Consider the following 20,314-nt stretch of genomic DNA (forward strand, 5'->3'; position numbering starts at 1 on the left):
TGTTAAAATACTGAATATATAGGTTTTAGCGTTGTCTATTTTACTATATTTTTGTAGCGTGCTATAATAAAGAGTAATATTATTTTTTTGGAGAATAGATTGGCTATTGAAGATTACAGGCCTGACTATGTTGTTGAGGCAGTTTATGATTTAAGAGCGGATGACTTGATTCGTCAAGGTATTCGTGCAGTCCTAGTAGATTTAGATAATACTTTAATTGCTTGGAATAATCCTGACGGAACCGATGAGTTAAGAGCTTGGTTGGATGAAATGACACAAGCAGATATTCCTGTCGTCGTTGTTTCGAATAATAATCATGCGCGCGTTAAACAAGCGGTGGAGCGTTTTGGTGTAGACTTTGTTAGTCGCGCTTTGAAACCTTTTACACGTGGGATTAATATCGCCATTGGGCGTTATGGATTTGACAAATCAGAAGTGGTCATGGTCGGGGATCAGTTGATGACTGATATCAGAGCAGCTCATCGCGCTGGCATCCGTTCTATTTTGGTCAAACCAATTGTATCGTCTGATGCATGGAATACAAAAATTAACCGGGCGCGTGAACGCCGTGTCTGGGCTAAGTTAGAAAAAAAATACGGAAAAATCATTTATCAAAAAGGAATTTAATGGAAGAACTAGTGTGTATTGGCTGTGGTGCCAAAATTCAAACTCAGGAAAAAGACAAAGCAGGCTATACTCCTCAAAGTGCCTTAGAAAAAGGATTGGAGACGGGAGAGCTTTATTGTCAGCGTTGTTTTAGACTACGCCATTACAATGAAATTGTCGATGTTAATATCTCAGATGATGATTTTCTGAAATTACTCCACGAAGTTGGTGATAGCGATGCTCTAGTTGTCAATGTCGTTGATGTCTTCGACTTCAATGGTTCGGTTATTCCGGGGCTTCCACGCTTTACTTCAGGTAATGAGATTTTACTGGTTGGCAATAAAAAAGATATTCTTCCCAAATCGGTTAGAGATAGTAAAGTGACACAGTGGTTGACTGAACGTGCCCACGAAGAAGGCTTTCGCCCGGTGGCAACTGTCTTGACTAGCGCGCAAAATAAGATTGCTATCCGTGACTTAATTGATACCATAGAAGCTCACCGCAGAGGTCGAGATGTCTATGTTGTTGGGGTGACCAATGTTGGCAAATCGACACTCATTAATGCTATCATCCAGGAAATAACGGGTGATAAAGATGTGATTACAACATCGCGTTTTCCAGGGACAACCTTGGATAAGATAGAGATTCCATTAGATGATGGCTCCTATATTTTTGACACGCCAGGAATCATTCATCGTCATCAGATGGCACACTACCTTACCGCCAGGAACCTCAAGTATGTCAGTCCTAAAAAGGAAATCAAGCCCAAGACCTATCAGTTAAATCCTCGTCAAACCCTCTTTTTAGGAGGCTTAGGTCGTTTTGACTTTGTTTCAGGGCAAAAACAAGGTTTTACAGCTTATTTTGATAACAACCTAGACTTACATCGGACGAAATTAGACGGAGCAGATGCTTTTTATGATAAGCATGTTGGGAGTCTGTTAACCCCACCTTCTGAAAAGGAAAAGTTAGATTTTCCGAAATTGGTACGTCATGAATTTACCATCAAAGACAAAATGGATATTGTATTCTCAGGTCTTGGTTGGGTGCGTGTGAATGCCGATGATGCTAATCCAGTAGTTGTCGCTGCTTGGGCGCCAGAAGGTGTGTCAGTCATGATTCGTAAAGCACTGATTTAGTTTGTCATTTTAAAATAACAGTCTATTTTCGAGATCAATAGAAAGGAAACTAGAATCAGCTAGGTGCTGATTTTAACTGAGTATTTTGGGTAAACCTTGGCTATAACAAGAAAGGTGACTACTTTTCAGATAGATAGGAATTACCACATATTTCGATACTCAGAATAAGGTCATTATGTCATTAACAAGTAAACAACGTGCTTTTCTCAAATCAGAAGCACATAGTCTTAAACCCATTGTTCAGATTGGTAAAAACGGACTAAACGATCAGATCAAAACCAGTGTCCGAAATGCTCTTGATGCGCGTGAGTTGATAAAGGTGACTCTCTTGCAAAATACAGATGAAGACATTCATGATGTCGCAGAAATACTAGAAGACGAAATTGGCTGTGACACCGTTCTTAAGATTGGCCGTATCTTGATCCTTTATAAGGAATCGGCTAAGAAAGAGAATCGAAAATTATCTCAAAAAGTTAAAACAATGAAATCACACTAGTTTGGTTATAGGTTTGTTATAAGGAGTCGTCATGGCTATTGAGCTCTTAACTCCCTTTACTAAAGTGGAGCTAGAAGAAGAAAAAAAAGAAACTGACCGTAAGCAGGTGGGTATTTTAGGGGGAAATTTCAACCCTGTACATAATGCCCACCTAGTTGTCGCTGATCAGGTCCGCCAGCAATTGGGTTTGGATCAGGTTTTTCTCATGCCTGAATTTGAACCTCCACATGTTGATAAAAAAGATACCATCGATGAGAAACATCGTTTAAATATGCTTTTATTAGCTATTAATGGTGTTGAAGGGTTGGATATTGAAACGATTGAACTTGATCGTAAAGGTATTAGTTACACTTATGACACGATGAAGTTGCTGACAGAGGCTAATCCAGATACTGATTATTACTTCATTATTGGTGCTGATATGGTGGAATACCTTCCCAAATGGCATCGTATCGACGAATTGATTGAAATGGTTCAATTTGTCGGCGTTCAACGCCCTAAGTACAAGGCTGGAACCTCCTATCCTGTTATCTGGGTTGATGTGCCGATGATGGATATTTCATCGACTAGCGTTCGTGATTTTATCAAAAAAGGCAGAACACCCAATTTTATGGTGCCTCAACCCGTTTTGAACTATATTAAGAAGGCTGGTTTGTACAAATGAGCTACCAATCTTATACAAAGTATAATCGGGAGCAATTATTAGGAAAATTGCAGTCTGTCATGAGTCCAAAGCGCTTTAGGCATGTTTTAGGCGTTGAGCAGGCGGCTATTGAGCTAGCTCGCTTAAATGGTTACGATCAAATCAAAGCAGGGCTAGCAGGGCTACTACACGATTATGCTAAGGAGAGTTCAGACCAAGAATTTCTAGACTTGATTGACAAATATAAGCTCGATCCTGATTTAAAAAAATGGAATAACAATGTCTGGCATGGTGTGGTTGGTAGATATAAAATCCAAGAAGAGCTTGCTTTAACTGATTCAGAGATATTACGTGCTATTGAAATCCACACTATCGGTGCTGCAGAAATGACGACTCTAGATAAGATTGTTTATGTGGCAGATTACATTGAACATAACCGTGATTTCCCACTTGTTACTAAAGCACGAGAAATTGCACAGCAGGATCTCAATCAGGCAGTAGCTTACGAGACGATTAATACCATAGCCTTTCTGGCTCAAAAAGCACAGCCCATTTACCCAAAAACCATCGAAACTTACAATAGTTTTGTTAAGTACATGAAGGAAGATTAATTAAGGAATGAACAAAACAGAATTACTCGAATTAGTTGTCAAGGCAGCTGATGAAAAACGTGGCGAAGACATCCTTGCCCTTGATTTAGCAGGATTGACTAGTGTGACAGATTATTTCGTCATTGTTAGCTCAACAAATAGCCGCCAATTAGAGGCCATTGCAGATAATATTCGCGAAAAAGTTAAAGAAGCTGGTGGAGATCCTAGTCACATTGAAGGCGACAGTAAGACAGGTTGGGTTCTTCTTGACCTCAACGATGTCGTTGTACATATCTTCTCTGAAGATGAACGTTTCCATTACAATCTTGAAAAACTCTGGCATGAAGCTCCTCAAGTGGATGTCGCAGAATACCTTGCATAATATTTAGACCTTGCTTTCAGGCAAGGTTTTTGAGAATTGACAGAAAGGAAGGCGGTCAAAGGGGTATGTTCATTTGAACACACGTTAAAGACGGTGCAAAAAAGAGAGATTGCCTTGTGTTCAAGGAAACTGTGTCAATCTCCCATTTTTTGCTGTGTCTTTGTCTACGGCCGCACTTTGTATCATGAACAAAAATTACGAAAAATTTGCATCGGTATATGATGCTATCATGGATGACTCTCTTTACGATTTGTGGACGGATTTTTCGCTCCGTCATTTACCAAAATCAAACCGTCGCAAAAAATTGCTAGAATTAGCTTGTGGAACGGGGATTCAATCTGTTCGTTTTTCACAAGCTGGATTTGATGTAACAGGATTAGATTTGAGTCAAGAAATGCTAGATATTGCCCAAAAGCGTGCCAAATCAGCCAAGCAACAGATTACCTTCCAACAAGGCAATATGCTAGATTTATCAAGAGCTGGTAAATTCGACTTTGTAACCTGTTATTCAGATTCTATCTGTTATATGCAGGATGAGGTTGAAGTTGGAGATGTCTTCAAACAAGTTTATGACAGTTTAGAAGAAGATGGTGTTTTCATTTTTGATGTCCACTCAACTTATCAAATTGATGAGGTTTTCCCAGGTTATTCATATCATGAAAATGCTGAAGATTTTGCCATGGTTTGGGACTCTTTTGAAGATGATGCGCCACACTCAGTTGTCCACGAGTTAACCTTCTTTATCCAAGATGAGGACGGTCGCTTCACACGCTTTGACGAAGTCCATGAAGAACGCACATATGAAATCTTAACCTATGATATTCTTTTAGAGCAGGCAGGGTTTAAATCCTTCAAACTATACGCAGATTTTGAAGATAAAGAGCCAAATGAGACAAGTAAAAGATGGTTTTTTGTCGCACAAAAATAAGTGAGGTTATGATGACAATCACAGGAATCATCGCTGAATTCAACCCCTTCCACAATGGGCATAAACACCTTTTAGAGCAAGCGGAAGGGCTTAAAATTGTTGCCATGTCTGGTAATTTTATGCAGCGTGGGGAGCCTGCTTTTGTGGATAAGTGGACTAGGGCACAGATGGCCTTGGAAAATGGTGCCGACCTTGTGGTTGAGCTCCCTTTTCTCGTTTCTGTCCAGTCTGCCGACTATTTCGCTGACGGTGCGGTTGCGATTCTCGCAAAGTTGGGCGTTAACCAATTGACCTTTGGAACAGAAAGAACGATCGACTATAATCAGATGGCTGAGACCTATGCGACCAAGCAAGCTGCCATGGAGGATTATCTAGCCAGCTTGCCTGATCACCTTTCCTATCCTCAAAAAAGTCAAGACATGTGGGAGCATTTTACAGGTATTTCTTTTTCTGGCAATACGCCAAATCATATTTTAGGTCTGGCTTATGCTAAGGCTTGTGCAGTCAGAAAGATCAAATTACAGCCTATTAAGCGCTTAGGTGCTGGTTTCCACTCAGAAAGTAAGGATGAAACGATTTCCTCAGCAACTGCCATTCGTCTGCACAGAAATGACCCTGCCTTTGTGGAAAAGTCTGTGCCTAATTATGACTTGTTACAGGCTTGTCCACAAGTGTCTTGGGATAACTATTTTCAGTTGTTAAAATACCAGGCTCTCACGCATTCTGATCTGACCAGAGTCTTTCAAGTCAATGAGGAATTGGCTAATCGGATACAATCAGCTATCCATTCAGCTTTCTCACTTGAAGACCTTGTGGATAAAGTAGCTACCAAACGGTTTACGAAAGCTAGGGTTAGACGAGTCTTAACATACATTTTAGTCAATGCTGTGGAAAAACCAATTCCTGAAGCCGTTCGACTGTTAGGATTTTCCCAAAAAGGGCAAGAACATTTAAAACGTGTGAAAAAATCTGTGGAAATCATCAGTCGTATCGGCAAGGATGCTTGGGATGAAACCACTCAAAGAGCAGATGCTATTTATCAGCTAGGGCATCCAGAACTCAAGGAGCAGAATTTAGGATGCATTCCTTTGAGGATAAAAACACGTTAGTATTATAGTGACATTTTACGAAAGCTTGCCAAAGTGCTATAATAATAAGGTCATTGGTCCTTTTTGTTAGGTCCAAATCAAATAAAATATAAGAGGTGAATCCCATGGGACGTAAGTGGGCAAATATTGTTGCAAAGAAAACAGCAAAAGATGGAGCAAACTCAAAAGTCTACGCTAAATTCGGCGTCGAGATTTATGTTGCTGCCAAACAAGGTGATCCAGATCCTGAATCAAATTCAGCGCTTAAATTTGTCTTGGAGCGTGCCAAACAAGCGCAGGTTCCAAAACACGTTATTGATAAAGCGATTGATAAAGCCAAAGGTAATACGGATGAAACTTTTGTAGAAGGACGTTACGAAGGTTTTGGACCAAATGGTTCGATGATTATTGTTGATACCCTTACTTCAAACGTTAATCGTACAGCAGCTAATGTTCGTACGGCATTTGGTAAAAATGGTGGTAACATGGGTGCAGCAGGTTCTGTATCTTATATGTTCGATAAAAAAGGTGTTATTGTTTTTGCTGGAGATGATGCAGATACCGTTTTTGAAACCTTGTTAGAAGCTGATGTTGAAGTGGATGATGTGGAAGAGCATGAAGGAACAATCACTGTTTACACGGCACCAACAGATCTTCATAAAGGGTTGGAAGCCCTTCGCCAATCAGGTGTTGAGGAATTCCAAGTGACTGAACTTGAGATGATTCCACAATCTGAAGTGACTCTTGAGGGAGAAGATTTAGAAGCCTTTGAAAAACTGGTCGATGCTCTTGAAGATGACGATGATGTTCAAAAAGTTTACCACAATGTAGCTGATTTTTAATCATCATATCTAAAAAGGTTGAAGAAAGGAGGCTGTCTAGCGCTATTCTTTAACCTTTTGTTCTGTCTCGGAAGTAGTTATCCTGATGTGATGGGTATTAATCTGTAGCTATTACAGTCTATTAGTTGTAGACTAGGAATCGATTTTTTGGTCATTTTGTGATAAACCAAAAAACCCCTGCCCTCGATGGTTTAACCATTGAGGGCAGGGGTTTTATTAAACGACATTAGATTCTATTTGATCACTCATTATCATTATTAGAAGGAGTGGACTCAGTGCCATTGCCGCCAGTATTTGCAGCATCATTATTACCATTACTATTGGTTTGCCCATTAGTATTAGCAGAAGGTGTCGTAGGGGTGATAGTAGCATTTGTATCACTGTTTGACTGGTTTGACCAACTGTTGTAGCCGTTATTACCGTAAATATTGCTATAACCTGATGTTCCCGAATTAGTTCGGAAAGTACTACCAGTATAGCCGTTTAAATAAACATAGCTACCGCTGCGGTAAACTCCTTCGGGCATGATCCAATCAGGGCTGTAACCGCCAGTCATATAAGACATCATCGTCTTATAGACATCAGTTGCAGTATCTAGCATACCGCCATAGAGAGGAGTCAGACGGTTTTTATAGCCTGTCCAAACCGCCATAGCATATTGATTAGTATAGCCGACGAATGTTTCATCAGGAGCCATTGTTCCTACGGCGCTGTTATAGATGCCTGTTTCGGCTTCGATCTTCGCCAATTCATCGTCAGTATAGTTTGAGGTACCGGTTTTACCAGCTTGGCTGACACCACTGATAGCGGCATTAGTACCTATACCATATGCTAGTACTGATTTCATCATATCAGTCATCATATAAGCAGTCGTTTCCTTCATGGCTTTCTTACCAGAAGCGGAGTAATCTTCTTTGGTGCCATCGTTGAACTCAATGCGATTGATATACATTGGTTCGTAGTAGGTGCCACCGTTTGCAAAGGCTGCATAGGCAGCAGCCATTTTCTCGCTACTAGCACCGTATTTTTGACTATTACTTGTGGTATTACTTGAAATAGCATTTGAATAATGCATTTCCGGATAATTAATACCGAGCCCATTTAAGAAATCGAGCGAGTTATCTAATCCGACTGCATCAAGTGCTTTGATAGCAGGCACATTTCGTGAATCTTGAATTGCATATTGGATGGTCATATTGCCTTTATATTTGCGATCCCAGTTATAAACCTGGTCGTTAGTTCCTGGCCAAGTGTAGTAACTATCTTGAATGCTAGCAGCAGTGGTCTTGTAAATACCGTTTTCAATAGCAGGTGCATAATCTGTGATTGGCTTCATCGTGGATCCCCAGTCACGATCTGTTAGCACAGCTTGGTTAGTTCCCATAGCAATATTTTCTTGTTTCCGACCTCCTAATTGTGCAACGACATTACCGTTGGTGACATCAATGACTGTAGAAGCCACTTGAAATTTATCATCAGGATAGTACACGTAGGTATCAGTATTGTAGACATCCCAAAGGAATTTTTGGAAATCAGAATTGACATTGGTGTAGACTCTAAGACCAGCGGTGTAAACATCTTTGCCGGTTTTTTCCTTGACCTGAGCGATAACTTCTTTGAGGTAGTTATCCAAGTAAGGCTCATAGCTAGATTCTTTTTTCAATTCCTGTAAACCATCAGAAATTGGCGTTGCAACAGCTTGATCATATTGTTCTTTGTCGATCTTCTTCAATTCATACATTTCAGAAAGCACAATATCACGGCGCTGTTTGGCAACTTCAGGGTTAATATAAGGATCGTATTGGCTTGGTGCCTGGGGGATACCTGCTAACAGGGCGACTTGGGCAATAGACAAGTCTTTTAGGTCTTTTCCGAAGTAGGATTTGGCAGCAGTTAACATACCGTAGTTTCCATTTCCCATAAAGACTTTGTTAATGTAGAAAGTTAGAATTTCTTCCTTGGTGTATTCCTTCTCCATTTGGTAAGCTAACCAAGCTTCTTGGGCTTTACGCTTCAAGTTTTGATCGGATTTGTTAGTAGAGAAATAAGCTAGCTTAATCAGCTGTTGATCAAGCGTCGATCCACCATGAGTTGAACTACTTGTCAAGTTGTTCCAAGCCGCTCCCAGAATACGATACACGTCAATCCCACGATGTTCAAAGAAGCGATGGTCTTCGATTGATGTAATAGCGTTAACCAAATCAATAGGGATGTTATCAGGGGTAACATTCTCCCGTTTTTCAGCACCTAAATCGGCAATCAGTGTATTGTTACTATCATAGATAAGGCTAGAAGTAGTAGATTTTAATTTTGCCTCAGATAGCTTTGGAGCAGTGCTTGCATAAAACGTAAAGAGAAGAGCTCCGATAATGATACCTAGCACGACTAAGCTAACGATACCAGCTAAGAGGTACTTGGCAATTTTTGAGAAGTGTTTCATTTTAATTTCCGCCTAAAAAATGTTGTTCGATAATGTCAAGGTAGGGAACTTGAGGAAAACTTGCTAATTCAATATTAAAACCATGTTCTTGAATATAAGTTAGGGGCATTGAGCGTTTACCTCGCTCAGCCTGATAGAAATCAATTAAAAAAATGGCTGGTAAGTAGTAAGTTTGTTTTAGAGTAGAGAAGTGCATCAAGACAAAACAGATACCGTCTTGTGCAATAACGCCCTTCATGTGTTCGATTTGATGATCATGAAAATTTTTCAACGGCATGGCCGTCTTTTGCCGCGTTTCCTTGGCTTCAAAATCAATATAGCGTCCTTTAAAAACACCAGAGTAATCGGTAGTAGATGCTTGTCTGAAGTATGCTTCAACAATTTTGGCTCGACTACGTTTAGGGTAGTCTACTTTGACAATTTGCACCGGTGTCGGTTTCTTATGAATAACAGCGATACCGTGAGCGAGGTAATAGTCGTTGGAGGCATTAATAGCAGTTTCGAACGACATCCCCCTGTTGGCAAAAGATACCTCCTTGTCTCTTGGCAAGAGCGCCTGTCTAGGTGTTTTTTTTGAAATCCCGTGAGGATAGTTAACCATAATTCTCCTAAAGTGTTTCAGATAATGGTAAGATAAACACGTACCATTATACCATATTTTTGAGAGGACAACAAAAGATGACAACTGTTTTAGTTTCCGGTTATCGGAGCTTTGAATTAGGGATATTTCAGGAAAATGACGACCGTGTGAAGCTCATCAAAAAAGCGATCAGAAGAGACCTCGAAAAATTCTGCGAGGAAGGTTTGACCTGGCTAGTTTTTACTGGAAACCTAGGGTTTGAAGCTTGGGTATTGCAGGTCGCTAAAGCAATGGCAAATGAGTATGGATTTTCAATTGCTACGCTTTTTTGTTTTGCTAATCAAGGGGAAAATTGGAGTGATGCCAACCAAGATATTTTGAGACAATTTAAAGAAGTTGATTTTGTAAAATATAGTTTTGAAGCATATACGGATCCAGGTCAATTCAAGGCTTACAATCAATTTTTACTCGAAAACACAGATCAAGCCTACTTATTTTACGATGAGGAGCAAGAAACATCATTAAAATATCTTTACAATTTGATGAAAGAAAAAGCGCATCCGATTCGTCAATTACAATTTGATGACTTAAATGACATTGCCATGGAAAATGAGTGACAATTCCTTGATTGTAAAAGGGAAATACTTGCTTTTTAAAATTAAATTCTGTATCATATTTTATGATTAAGAAGATGAATTCTGTATGAATTGTATGGAGACTATTTAGAATGACCAGTATTATTAACACCCCTAAAACGATTTTTGAAAAAGAATTTAAAAAAGTCATGCGTGGCTATGATCAACGAGAAGTTGATGAATTTTTAGATGACGTTATCAAGGACTATGAGTCCTATGCGAGTTTGCTGACAGAGCTTAGAGAAGAAAACGAACAGTTGAAGATACGATTAGAGAAGGTTTCGTCGCAATTGCAACCTGGTAGATCAGGGAGCGCTTTTGGGGAACAACGAAATGCTGATAGCCAGCGTACTTTACGAGATAGCCCTGTTACTAACTTTGATATTCTGAAACGGATCAGCCGTTTGGAAAAAGAAGTGTTTGGTAAGCAGATTACAGAATAGTGTGTTAAATATATGTGATTTTCGGATAATCGCGTAGTATTTGTATACTATGAGGAAAGTCCATGCTAGCACTGGCTGTGATGCCGGTAGTGTTTGTGCTAGGCGAAAAAATAAGCCTAGGGACGTATCTTTGATGCGTTACGGCAGGTAAAATGGCTAAGTCTTTGGATATGCCTGAGTAACCTTGAAAGTGCCACAGTGACGAAGTTTTCAGGGAAACCTGAAAAGTGGAACGCGGTAAACCCCTCAAGCTAGCAACCCAAACTTTGGTCGGGGCATGAGATAGCTGGAAGTCGAACAGAACTATCTTGACTGCTTTGCAGTAGACAGATGATTATCGAGGAAGTTGTGTGCCTAGTCAACTTCTGAACAAAACATGGCTTATAGAAAATTACATAATAGGTTTAGCTAGCTTAGGCTAGCTTTTATTGCATTTGAAGTGAAAGAAGAATTATGAAAAAAACATTTAATCTTGTGGCAACTGCCGCTGCTGGCTTGGAAGCTGTTGTTGGTCGTGAAGTGAGACAGTTAGGCTATGATTGTCAGGTTGAGAATGGTAAAGTTCGTTTTCAGGGAGATGTCAAAACTATCATAGAAACCAATCTATGGCTTCGTGCGGCCGATCGGATCAAAATAGTGGTTGGGCAATTTCCTGCTAGAACTTTTGAAGAATTATTTCAGGGCGTCTTTGGATTAGACTGGGATAATTATTTGCCCTTGGGCTCCGCCTTCCCTATTTCCAAGGCCAAATGTGTTAAGTCAAAATTACATAATGAACCAAGCGTCCAGGCCATCACCAAAAAAGCGGTCGTTAAAAAACTGCAAAAGATTTACCATCGTCCCGAAGGGGTTCCTTTGATGGAAAATGGGCCTGAATATAAAATAGAAGTGTCCCTTGTTAAAGATCATGCAACTGTCATGATTGATACGACGGGTTCCAGTCTATTCAAACGTGGTTATCGTGTGGAAAAAGGTGGTGCTCCTATCAAGGAGAACATGGCGGCAGCTATTCTGATGTTAAGCAATTGGTATCCTGATAAGCCCCTGATTGATCCGACCTGCGGTTCTGGAACCTTCTGTATTGAGGCAGCTATGATTGGAATGAATATCGCTCCTGGATTTAATCGTGAATTCGCTTTTGAAAGCTGGTCTTGGGTGTCTAAGGAGTTGGTTCAAGAAGTGCGTGATGAAGCAGAAGACAAGGCTGATTATGACGTAGATCTAGATATCTCTGGTTTCGATATTGACGCAAGAATGGTTGAGATTGCTAAAAAGAATGCTGAAGAAGCAGGACTTGCAGATGTTATCAAATTGAAACAAATGCGTCTCCAGGACTTGAAAACCGATAAAATCAATGGTGTCATCGTTTCGAACCCACCTTATGGTGAGCGCCTCCTTGATGACAAAGCTATAGACATCTTGTATAATGAAATGGGTCAAACCTTTGCACCATTAAAGACATGGAGTAAGTTTATCTTAACCAGTGATGAAGGGTTTGAGAAAAAATATGGAACCCAAGCTGATAAGAAACGAAAATTATACAATGGTACTTTAAAAGTTGATTTGTACCAATATTTTGGCCAGCGTGTCAAACGGCACCAAGTTACCGAGAGAGGATGAACATGGATAAAGAAAAAGACAATTTAGACTTTGATAAAGCAAAAGATTTGACAGTTGGTGAAGCTGTACGAAAAGATGCTGAAATAAAGGCTGGAGTAACCGATGAAGATAGTGTTTTAGATAAATACATCAAGCAACACCCTAATGAAGTAGCATCACAAAAATTTGAAACAAAGGATATTCGTCAAGAAGAGCTTGACACGGCAACTCTAGATAATTTTATCCAAAAACAACGTCAGGAAGTAGAAGCTGCTAACCAAGCCAATCAAGCAGAAGTCGATCATACTCAGGCAGATATGGTTGGTTTAAGAGCGACAGAGGCGAACCAAGTGCCGGAATCTAGTTTGGCATCGACAGATTTTGTTTCTCCAGCTCCATCATCTGAGACTGTCCATCCAACTGCGACAACTAGTGCTGATTCAGTCCTCAGAGATTCAGATGAGTTTTATAAGATACCTTTTTATAAAAAGCGTGGTGCAAACCTTTTAGCTATATTACTCGCTTTGTTAGCTATTTTGGGTATCGGTCTGGGTTTAAATCGCTTTAATGGAAATGAGACAGCTACTAGTACCTCTAGTTCAGCAAGTTCAAGTAGTAAACAGCTAGATTCTTCGGCTAAAGAAACTTCTGCTCAGACGATTAAAGATAACGAGGCTTTTAACGATTTGTATGATGGTTTCTTTACATCCGATAAAGATCCTTTATTAAAGAATAGCGAGTTTAGTAAACTGCCTGAGTTGGAGAAATTTCTTCAAAATCTGGAGGGCACTAAATTCTATAATGCTGCTAAAGAAAAATACGATAATCTTAAAGAGCAGATTGATGGTATTGAAGCTGTCAATGCCCAATTTGACAAACCGATCATTGTAGATGGAAAGTTAGATGAAACAGCTAAACCTAAAGCTGATGCTAACTTTGATAATTTATCTGTTGCAACACTAAATACAGGTAATGCTACCTTAGATAATCTTTTACAATCGGCAGTTAAAAAAGGCAGAGATGCTTTGGATGGTGTGAAATCAAGTAGCTCTTCTGAAGCAGAAGCTAGTCGTCAGTCAAGCATTGCAGCCAGCGAGAGTGCAGCCGAGGCAGCTGCAGCTGCTTCACAAACTGAAAGTCAAGATGCAGCGCCAGCTCAAAATAATCAAGAAAGTGCTCAAGCAACGGCACCAGCAGTGCCTGTGGTACCGTCATATGGTATTTCTGGCTATGACACTTCTGGTCTTCAACGTAACCTTAGTCGCGTTCCTTATAATGATGCTGCCATTGCGGATTCTGGAAACGCAGCATGGACTTTTGCACCTGGCGTTTTAGAAACTGTTGTTGGCAAAGCACAAGCTCGCGGTAATATTTCTGGGAATAACTATATCCTTGAACGTGTCAATATTATCAATGGCAATGGCTACTACAACATGTTTAAGCCAGATGGAACTTACTTATTCTCAATCAATGCCAAAACAGGGTACTTTGTAGGTAATAAACCAGGTAATGCTGATGGCCTTGACTATTAAATCTATCAAAAAAAGAGGGATATCCCTCTTTTTTACTGATCTAAGTGATTTTAAACGATACGACGTTCGAAAGCATTATCAGAGATACCTCTCTCCAATATTAATTTTGCCCACTCTTTAGCAGAGAAGAGGCTGTGATCTTTGTAATTTCCGCAGGACTCAATTGTTGTACCTGGAACATCCTCCCAAGATGTTACGTTGGCGATTTCTTCTAATGAAGATTTGATAACCTTAGCGATTTCAGTAGCATCCTGTTTGCCCCACATGATCATGTGAAAGCCTGTTCGACAACCAAAAGGTGAGCAGTCGATCAATCCATCTATACGTTCTCGGATAAGTTTTGCTAGCAAGTGTTCTATCGTGTGGAGTCCGGCAGTAGGGATCGAGTCTTCGTTAGGTTGAACCAAGCGAATATCAAAATTGGTAATCACATCGCCGACTGGGCCCTTTTCCTCAGAGATAAGTCGCACATAGGGTGCTTTAACAATCGTATGATCGAGTTCAAAACTTTCAACAGTAACTTCTTTTGACATAAGCGCCTCCATTTATTTTCTATGCCTATCATACCATATTTTGAGAAGGAGGTCTTTGGCTAATTTTTCGTTGTGAAAAGTCTTAAAATATGATAGACTTAAAAGTGGTTTTGACTATATTGAAACCTTAGAATTTTGAGGTAAATAAGATGTTACAGGTTGTAATAACATTGATTTTTGCCCTCATTGGTTTAGCTGTTGGTTACGCTATCATGACAATGAAGATGAAGGCTTCAAAGGAAGCAGCGGAACTGACATTATTGAATGCCGAACAGGATGCTGTTAATCTGCGTGGGAAGGCAGAGATGGAAGCGCAAGCTATTCGCCAAACAGCTGAAAGAGAAAGCGTTGCTCATCAAAAAGAGCTTCTTCTAGAAGCAAAAGAGGAAGCAAGAAAATATCGAGAAGAAGTTGATCGGGAATTTAAAGCTGATAAACAGGAGTTGAAAGAAAGAGAAAACCGTTTGACAGAACGCTCTTACTCACTCGACCGCAAGGATGAAAATTTAGCTGCAAAAGAGAAAACACTCGAATCGAAAGAGCAAAGTCTTTTTGATAAATCTAAACATATCGATGAACGTGAAAATCAAATTAGTAAATTAGAAGATGAAAAACGAGCAGAATTAGAGCGTGTCGGTCATATGACTATCGCGGAAGCTCGTGAAGTCATTCTGATGGATACAGAATCCAAACTAACTCATGAAATAGCAACAAAAATTCGTGAGTCCGAGCAAGAGATCAAGGATAAATCTGATAAGATGGCTAAGGATCTCTTGTCGCAAGCGATGCAACGTATGGCGGGTGAGTACGTCACTGAGCAGACCATTACAACGGTGCACTTGCCTGATGATAACATGAAAGGCCGTATTATTGGACGTGAAGGGCGTAATATACGTACCCTTGAAAGTCTCACGGGCATTGATATTATTATTGATGATACGCCGGAGGTGGTTGTTCTTTCAGGTTTTGATCCTATTCGTCGTGAGATTGCCCGTATGACTCTGGAGGCTCTGATCTCAGATGGCCGTATCCATCCAGCCCGTATTGAGGAGTTGGTGGAGAAAAACCGCCAAGAATTGGATAATCGCATTCGTGAGTACGGTGAAGAGGCTGCTTATGAAATTGGCGCACCAAATCTACACCCGGATCTCATCAAGATTATGGGCCGTCTACAGTTCCGAACGTCATATGGCCAAAATGTACTTCGTCACTCAGTTGAAGTAGGTAAATTAGCGGGAATTATGGCTGGAGAGCTTGGTGAAAATGTGGCACTTGCTAGACGTGCAGGTTTCTTGCATGACATGGGCAAAGCTATTGACCGTGAGGTTGAAGGAAGCCATGTTGAAATCGGCACAGAATTTGCTCGTAAGTACAAAGAACATCCGATTGTGGTTAATACCATTGCTAGCCACCACGGTGATGTGGCGCCAGACAGTGTGATCGCTGTTCTTGTAGCAGCCGCTGATGCTTTAAGCTCGGCTCGTCCAGGAGCTCGTAATGAATCGATGGAGAATTACATCAAACGGTTACGCGATTTAGAAGAAATTGCATCAAGTTTTGACGGCGTTCAACAAAGTTTTGCGCTACAAGCAGGTCGTGAAATTCGTATCATGGTTCACCCTAAAAAGATCAGTGATGATCAAGTGACGATCTTATCTCATAAAATACGTGAGAAAATTGAAAACAATTTGGACTACCCTGGCAATATCAAGGTTACCGTTATTCGTGAATTCCGTGCAGTGGATTATGCTAAATAATGTCAAAAGTGAAGGGATAACTCTCTTCTCTTTTTATGTGCGAGGAAGTAAGAAGAGTATGGTTATGATAAAGCCCAAAAAGACCTTCCGTGTTTAAGTGATATCGTTTGAAGGAGTGACTGTTCGGATTTTTTCTCCCCTAAACAATCTCATTCTATAATCTTTGGGTTGTAGATAGAGGTTTGGAAGGAATTGTTATCATCTCTGCTATGATCCAGGAATAAGACTTCCCAGTATATATTGTTGGACTGACTTAATTAACTTGAATTATATGCTCTATTTGGTATAATAGAGAGAAAATATTTTTAAGGAGAACATCATGTCTGAACGTGGGTTGTTAATTGTCTTTTCTGGACCATCTGGTGTTGGAAAAGGGACAGTTAGACAAGAAATTTTTTCGACGCCAGATCATAAATTTGAGTATTCTGTATCAATGACGACACGTCCGCAACGTCCCGGTGAAGTTGATGGTGTCGATTATTTTTTCAGAACGCGTGAAGAATTTGAAGAGCTCATTCGACAAGGGCAAATGTTAGAATATGCAGAGTATGTGGGAAACTATTATGGAACCCCACTAACATATGTTAATGAGACTTTGGACAAGGGAATTGATGTTTTTCTTGAAATTGAAGTTCAAGGAGCCATTCAAGTCAAGCAAAAAGTTCCAGATGGTGTTTTTATCTTTTTAACACCACCAGACTTGGAAGAGTTGGAAGGCCGTTTGATTGGACGAGGAACAGACAGTGAAGATGTCATTGCTCGTCGTATCGAACGTGCCCGCGAAGAAATTGCTTTGATGCGAGAATATGATTATGCCGTTGTGAATGATGAGGTTCCGTTGGCTGCGGAGCGAGTTAAACGTATCATTGAAGCAGAACATTTTCGTGTTGAGCGAGTGATTGGTCGTTACGATAACATGATTGCTATAACAAGTAAATAGAATTAAGAAAAGAGAATAAGCTTATGATGTTAAAACCTTCTATCGATAAACTGTTAGATAAAGTCCCTTCAAAATATTCTTTGGTAATCCTACAAGCCAAGCGAGCGCACGAATTAGAAGCAGGAGCAAATCCTACCAAGGAATTTAAATCTGAGAAATCAACACTCCGTGCTTTGGAAGAGATTGAAGCCGGTTATGTGACAATTCATCCAGATCCTGTTGCAAAACGTGAATCTGTTCGTCGTAAAGCAGAAGCTGAACGTTTGGCAAAAGAAGAAGAAGAACGTAAGATCAAAGCACAAATTGCAAAAGAAGAACAAGAAGAAGGGCAAAAAGTCTAAGGTTGTTTACAATCTTAGCTTTTTTCAATTTGATTGGAAGCTTGAGGTGAGGATAGCATTTAAGCACCGCATCTATTCTTATGACATTAGGTTAGTGAGAATGCGTGTGACCTAGTAGTTAGCTTGTTTTGCCTAGGCATAGTTGGAGCTGGAAAGTGAAGTGGCGAAGTAAGGTTTAACGATTTGTGTTTCACCGCTAAAGCTGCCCACTCCCACTATGACAAACCTCGTTAGTGATATTTTTGACCATGTATCATGGCCTTGGTATTTCAATAGCGATTTGGAGATGCAATCGTGGCACGAGCGTAATGTTGATTTCTTGCCTAAGATTTTTGAATGGTCTTTATTTTTTCTGACTAATTTTTGGGAAATTTCCTGGAAGGAGATATATGCAAGCTCAAATAATTATTGATATTCCTTTGATGCAAACAGACAAACCCTTTTCTTATCATATCCCAGAGCGCCTGTCCGGCTTGATTCAAGTTGGTTCGAGAGTTCATGTTCCTTTTGGGAAGGCTAATCGCTTGTTACAGGGCTTTGTCGTGGGGATTTCTGACGAAGCAGAGACAGATGTGTTAAAAGATATCAGAGAAGTGCTGGACTTGGAGCCTGTTTTGAATCAAGAGCAGTTAGCCTTAGCTGATAAAATGCGTCACAAGATCTTTTCGTATAAGATTACTTTGCTAAAAAGCATGATACCTAATCTCTTAAATTCGCATTACGATAAGATTTTAAGACCGGGGAAAAAGTTATCATCTGAAGAGTCAGAAACAATCTTTGGAGGAGCAAGTGAGAAACGCTTTTCCGACCTGTCAGAAGCCGTACAAAAACAACTACCTTACCTAATCAAGGAAGAAAAAGTCGAAGTGGATTATCTCGCTCAAGATAAAAAGCATATCAAGTTAATTGATTATCTCACTTTGAAACCAGAAGTGTTAGAGACTTTGGACATTTCAAAACGCGCTAAAAAGCGTTTAGAGGCTAAAGAATGGTTGCTGACTCAGGCGCGTCCTTTTTCGATAAAAGCTAGCGAACTTCGGAAGCGTTATTCCAGAGAGGTGGTAGCATTTTTGATAGATAAGGGTGTTTTTCAGCTTCAACAAGTTGAAATGCAACGCTCATCGTCTTATTTTGAGGATATTACCTCAAGCTCATTTCTCAAATTAAATAGGGAACAGTCTCATGCAGTGTCTGAGATATGTGCCGCTATTGGTCACCAGTCTCCCCCTTTTCTTTTAGAGGGGATAACAGGTTCTGGAAAGACAGAAGTTTATCTTCACGTGATTGATCAGGCATTACGGATGGGAAAGACAGCCATTGTCTTAGTCCCAGAGATCTCATTGACTCCCCAGATGACAACACGTTTCATCTCACGATTTGGGGAGCAAGTGGCTATTATGCATTCGGGATTATCCGATGGCGAAAAATTTGACGAGTGGCGAAAAATAAAATCTGGGCAAGCTAAAGTTGTTGTTGGGGCTAGATCAGCCATATTTGTACCATTAGAAAATATTGGTGCTATTATTATTGATGAAGAACATGAAGCTAGCTATAAGCAAGAATCGAATCCGAGATATCATGCTAGAGATGTTGCCATTCTAAGGGCAGAAACTCACAGTGCTGCATTGGTCTTAGGGTCTGCAACACCCTCTATCGAGACCAGGGCGCGTGCTAGTAAGGGACGTTACCGTTTTTTGCAGCTCAAAGAACGGGCCAATCCCCATGCGCAGATGCCATCAGTTCAAGTGGTTGATTTTAGGGATTATCTTGGTCAGCAGGAATCTAGTAACTTTACCCCCGTCTTGCTGGAGAAAATTCAAGAAAAATTAGCGCGAAAAGAGCAGGTTGTTCTGCTTCTTAATCGCCGAGGGTATGCTAGCTTTGTGATGTGTCGCGAGTGTGGTTATGTTGACGAATGCCCAAACTGTGACATTTCCTTAACCCTACACATGGATACTAAAACCATGAATTGCCATTACTGTGATTTTCAAAAGAAAATTCCACATCAGTGCCCATCTTGTGGAAGTGAAAGTATCCGCTATTATGGATCGGGGACACAGAAAGCCTATGATGAGTTGCAGGAGTTGTTGCCAGAGGCGCGTATTTTACGTATGGATGTCGATACCACAAGGCGTAAAGGTGCTCATGAGTCGCTCTTGAAAGCTTTTGGAAATCATGAAGCGGATATCTTATTGGGAACCCAAATGATAGCCAAGGGACTGGATTTTCCTAATGTGACCTTGGTAGGGGTTTTAAATGCTGATACATCGCTTAATCTCCCAGATTTTCGTGCCAGTGAAAGGACTTTTCAATTATTAACACAAGTCTCAGGTCGGGCGGGTCGTGCAGAGAAAACGGGTGAGGTTATCATTCAGACTTACAATCCTAACCATTATGCTATCACTTTTGCGCAAAAACAGGATTTCGAAGGGTTTTATCATTATGAAATGCAACTGAGACAAAAGATGGCTTATCCACCCTATTATTTTACAGTTGGCATTACCTTGTCCCACGAAGACGAACAAGTCGTTATTCGGAAAGCTTATGACGTTTTGAAAGGCTTAAGGGGGCACTTATCCAGTCAAGCACGCTTTCTAGGACCGACGCCTAAACCGATAGCCAGAACACGAAATCAATTTCATTACCAAATCATTATCAAATATCGTTTTGAAGATCATCTGGAAACAGCTTTGAACGCTCTCTTGGAATGGACACAAAACGCAGAAAATCGCAAACTTCGTGTTACAATTGATAATGAACCACAGAATATGATGTAATGCTTGACGTTCTTTTGGCGTGA

General features: G+C 40.3%; 20 protein-coding genes and 1 other RNA gene. 18 read left to right on the forward strand and 3 right to left on the reverse strand.

Annotation, left to right across the window (positions count from 1 at the left end):
- Positions 1-99: 99 nt before the first annotated feature.
- From G574_RS0107000 to G574_RS0107040, 9 genes are all read left to right on the forward strand, one after another.
- Positions 100-627 carry a YqeG family HAD IIIA-type phosphatase gene (locus G574_RS0107000; protein WP_249341807.1) on the forward strand — a complete coding sequence of 176 codons (528 nt, stop codon included), beginning with the start codon at positions 100-102 and terminating at the stop codon, positions 625-627.
- On the forward strand, positions 627-1,745 hold the full coding sequence (gene yqeH, locus G574_RS0107005; protein ID WP_029691565.1) for a ribosome biogenesis GTPase YqeH: 1,119 nt from the start codon (positions 627-629) through the stop codon (positions 1,743-1,745). Before G574_RS0107000 ends, yqeH begins: the two co-directional genes overlap by 1 nt.
- A gap of 175 nt (positions 1,746-1,920) precedes the next feature.
- The gene (yhbY, locus tag G574_RS0107010; RefSeq protein WP_017769972.1) at positions 1,921-2,241 is read left to right on the forward strand and encodes a ribosome assembly RNA-binding protein YhbY; all 321 of its coding nucleotides are present in this window, start codon (positions 1,921-1,923) and stop codon (positions 2,239-2,241) included.
- A 31-nt stretch (positions 2,242-2,272) separates the two neighbouring features.
- On the forward strand, positions 2,273-2,905 hold the full coding sequence (locus tag G574_RS0107015) for a nicotinate-nucleotide adenylyltransferase (protein ID WP_029691566.1): 633 nt from the start codon (positions 2,273-2,275) through the stop codon (positions 2,903-2,905).
- Positions 2,902-3,495, forward strand: a complete 594-nt coding sequence (gene yqeK / locus G574_RS0107020) for a bis(5'-nucleosyl)-tetraphosphatase (symmetrical) YqeK (protein ID WP_029691567.1) — start codon at positions 2,902-2,904, stop codon at positions 3,493-3,495. The genes G574_RS0107015 and yqeK overlap by 4 nt, the downstream gene beginning before the upstream one ends.
- Positions 3,496-3,502: 7 nt before the next feature.
- Positions 3,503-3,856 carry a ribosome silencing factor gene (rsfS, locus tag G574_RS0107025; RefSeq protein ID WP_029691568.1) on the forward strand — a complete coding sequence of 118 codons (354 nt, stop codon included), beginning with the start codon at positions 3,503-3,505 and terminating at the stop codon, positions 3,854-3,856.
- Positions 3,857-4,040: 184 nt separating this feature from the next.
- Entirely contained in the window at positions 4,041-4,784 is a 744-nt protein-coding gene (locus G574_RS0107030; RefSeq protein ID WP_029691569.1) for a class I SAM-dependent DNA methyltransferase, read from the forward strand.
- Positions 4,785-4,795: 11 nt separating this feature from the next.
- A complete protein-coding gene (locus G574_RS0107035; RefSeq protein ID WP_029691570.1) occupies positions 4,796-5,893 on the forward strand; it encodes a nucleotidyltransferase in 1,098 nt (365 codons plus the stop codon).
- Between the two features lie 104 nt (positions 5,894-5,997).
- Entirely contained in the window at positions 5,998-6,714 is a 717-nt protein-coding gene (locus G574_RS0107040; protein ID WP_029691571.1) for a YebC/PmpR family DNA-binding transcriptional regulator, read from the forward strand.
- A gap of 241 nt (positions 6,715-6,955) precedes the next feature.
- Here the strand turns inward: G574_RS0107040 and pbp1a are convergent, their stop codons facing one another.
- Together pbp1a and recU are read right to left on the reverse strand one after the other, a co-directional pair.
- Positions 6,956-9,154: a penicillin-binding protein PBP1A gene (pbp1a, locus tag G574_RS0107045; RefSeq protein WP_037590663.1), complete on the reverse strand. Its 2,199-nt coding sequence runs from the start codon at positions 9,152-9,154 to the stop codon at positions 6,956-6,958.
- A gap of 1 nt (position 9,155) precedes the next feature.
- A complete protein-coding gene (gene recU, locus G574_RS0107050; RefSeq protein WP_029691573.1) occupies positions 9,156-9,755 on the reverse strand; it encodes a Holliday junction resolvase RecU in 600 nt (199 codons plus the stop codon).
- A gap of 77 nt (positions 9,756-9,832) precedes the next feature.
- On the opposite strand from recU, the gene G574_RS0107055 reads away from it, so the two are divergent.
- The 5 genes from G574_RS0107055 (at position 9,833) to G574_RS0107070 (ending at position 13,943) form a co-directional block, all read left to right on the forward strand.
- Complete coding sequence (locus G574_RS0107055; protein WP_029691574.1) at positions 9,833-10,351, forward strand: SLOG family protein; 519 nt, start codon at positions 9,833-9,835, stop codon at positions 10,349-10,351.
- 110 nt (positions 10,352-10,461) lie between these two features.
- A complete protein-coding gene (gene gpsB / locus G574_RS0107060; protein WP_029691575.1) occupies positions 10,462-10,812 on the forward strand; it encodes a cell division regulator GpsB in 351 nt (116 codons plus the stop codon).
- Between the two features lie 17 nt (positions 10,813-10,829).
- An RNA gene (gene rnpB, locus G574_RS11350) (RNase P RNA component class B) lies at positions 10,830-11,201 on the forward strand.
- Between the two features lie 64 nt (positions 11,202-11,265).
- Complete coding sequence (locus G574_RS0107065; RefSeq protein WP_029691576.1) at positions 11,266-12,432, forward strand: THUMP domain-containing class I SAM-dependent RNA methyltransferase; 1,167 nt, start codon at positions 11,266-11,268, stop codon at positions 12,430-12,432.
- Between the two features lie 2 nt (positions 12,433-12,434).
- Positions 12,435-13,943 (forward strand): cell division site-positioning protein MapZ family protein, encoded by a 1,509-nt coding sequence (locus G574_RS0107070; RefSeq protein ID WP_037590664.1) that lies wholly within the window; start codon positions 12,435-12,437, stop codon positions 13,941-13,943.
- A gap of 50 nt (positions 13,944-13,993) precedes the next feature.
- Here G574_RS0107070 and G574_RS0107075 read toward each other — a convergent pair whose 3' ends face one another.
- Positions 13,994-14,476 (reverse strand): S-ribosylhomocysteine lyase, encoded by a 483-nt coding sequence (locus tag G574_RS0107075; RefSeq protein ID WP_029691578.1) that lies wholly within the window; start codon positions 14,474-14,476, stop codon positions 13,994-13,996.
- A gap of 149 nt (positions 14,477-14,625) precedes the next feature.
- Here G574_RS0107075 and G574_RS0107080 point away from each other — a divergent pair, with 149 nt between their 5' ends.
- From G574_RS0107080 to G574_RS0107095, 4 genes are all read left to right on the forward strand, one after another.
- Entirely contained in the window at positions 14,626-16,233 is a 1,608-nt protein-coding gene (locus tag G574_RS0107080; RefSeq protein ID WP_029691579.1) for a ribonuclease Y, read from the forward strand.
- A 319-nt stretch (positions 16,234-16,552) separates the two neighbouring features.
- Positions 16,553-17,173 carry a guanylate kinase gene (gene gmk, locus G574_RS0107085; RefSeq protein ID WP_029691580.1) on the forward strand — a complete coding sequence of 207 codons (621 nt, stop codon included), beginning with the start codon at positions 16,553-16,555 and terminating at the stop codon, positions 17,171-17,173.
- Positions 17,174-17,196: 23 nt separating this feature from the next.
- Positions 17,197-17,514, forward strand: coding sequence for a DNA-directed RNA polymerase subunit omega (gene rpoZ / locus G574_RS0107090; RefSeq protein WP_029691581.1), 318 nt, complete (start codon positions 17,197-17,199; stop codon positions 17,512-17,514).
- Between the two features lie 389 nt (positions 17,515-17,903).
- Complete coding sequence (locus tag G574_RS0107095) at positions 17,904-20,291, forward strand: primosomal protein N' (protein ID WP_029691582.1); 2,388 nt, start codon at positions 17,904-17,906, stop codon at positions 20,289-20,291.
- Positions 20,292-20,314 lie beyond the last annotated feature (23 nt).

Origin of the sequence: Streptococcus hyovaginalis DSM 12219, assembly GCF_000420785.1 — a bacterium.
In the GTDB taxonomy this organism is placed as follows: Bacteria; Bacillota; Bacilli; order Lactobacillales; family Streptococcaceae; genus Streptococcus; species Streptococcus hyovaginalis.

Excerpts from the sequence above, each read along its gene's own strand:
- G574_RS0107055 (WP_029691574.1), top strand. The coding sequence starts at position 9,833 with ATGACAACTGTTTTAGTTTCCGGTTATCGGAGCTTTGAATTAGGGATA.
- G574_RS0107015 (WP_029691566.1), top strand. The coding sequence starts at position 2,273 with ATGGCTATTGAGCTCTTAACTCCCTTTACTAAAGTGGAGCTAGAAGAA.
- G574_RS0107065 (WP_029691576.1), top strand. The coding sequence starts at position 11,266 with ATGAAAAAAACATTTAATCTTGTGGCAACTGCCGCTGCTGGCTTGGAA.
- recU (WP_029691573.1), bottom strand. The coding sequence starts at position 9,755 with ATGGTTAACTATCCTCACGGGATTTCAAAAAAAACACCTAGACAGGCG.
- yqeH (WP_029691565.1), top strand. The coding sequence starts at position 627 with ATGGAAGAACTAGTGTGTATTGGCTGTGGTGCCAAAATTCAAACTCAG.
- G574_RS0107030 (WP_029691569.1), top strand. The coding sequence starts at position 4,041 with ATGAACAAAAATTACGAAAAATTTGCATCGGTATATGATGCTATCATG.
- pbp1a (WP_037590663.1), bottom strand. The coding sequence starts at position 9,154 with ATGAAACACTTCTCAAAAATTGCCAAGTACCTCTTAGCTGGTATCGTT.
- G574_RS0107080 (WP_029691579.1), top strand. The coding sequence starts at position 14,626 with ATGTTACAGGTTGTAATAACATTGATTTTTGCCCTCATTGGTTTAGCT.
- G574_RS0107070 (WP_037590664.1), top strand. The coding sequence starts at position 12,435 with ATGGATAAAGAAAAAGACAATTTAGACTTTGATAAAGCAAAAGATTTG.
- gpsB (WP_029691575.1), top strand. The coding sequence starts at position 10,462 with ATGACCAGTATTATTAACACCCCTAAAACGATTTTTGAAAAAGAATTT.
- G574_RS0107040 (WP_029691571.1), top strand. The coding sequence starts at position 5,998 with ATGGGACGTAAGTGGGCAAATATTGTTGCAAAGAAAACAGCAAAAGAT.
- G574_RS0107095 (WP_029691582.1), top strand. The coding sequence starts at position 17,904 with ATGCAAGCTCAAATAATTATTGATATTCCTTTGATGCAAACAGACAAA.
- rpoZ (WP_029691581.1), top strand. The coding sequence starts at position 17,197 with ATGATGTTAAAACCTTCTATCGATAAACTGTTAGATAAAGTCCCTTCA.
- gmk (WP_029691580.1), top strand. The coding sequence starts at position 16,553 with ATGTCTGAACGTGGGTTGTTAATTGTCTTTTCTGGACCATCTGGTGTT.
- G574_RS0107035 (WP_029691570.1), top strand. The coding sequence starts at position 4,796 with ATGACAATCACAGGAATCATCGCTGAATTCAACCCCTTCCACAATGGG.
- G574_RS0107075 (WP_029691578.1), bottom strand. The coding sequence starts at position 14,476 with ATGTCAAAAGAAGTTACTGTTGAAAGTTTTGAACTCGATCATACGATT.
- rsfS (WP_029691568.1), top strand. The coding sequence starts at position 3,503 with ATGAACAAAACAGAATTACTCGAATTAGTTGTCAAGGCAGCTGATGAA.
- yhbY (WP_017769972.1), top strand. The coding sequence starts at position 1,921 with ATGTCATTAACAAGTAAACAACGTGCTTTTCTCAAATCAGAAGCACAT.
- yqeK (WP_029691567.1), top strand. The coding sequence starts at position 2,902 with ATGAGCTACCAATCTTATACAAAGTATAATCGGGAGCAATTATTAGGA.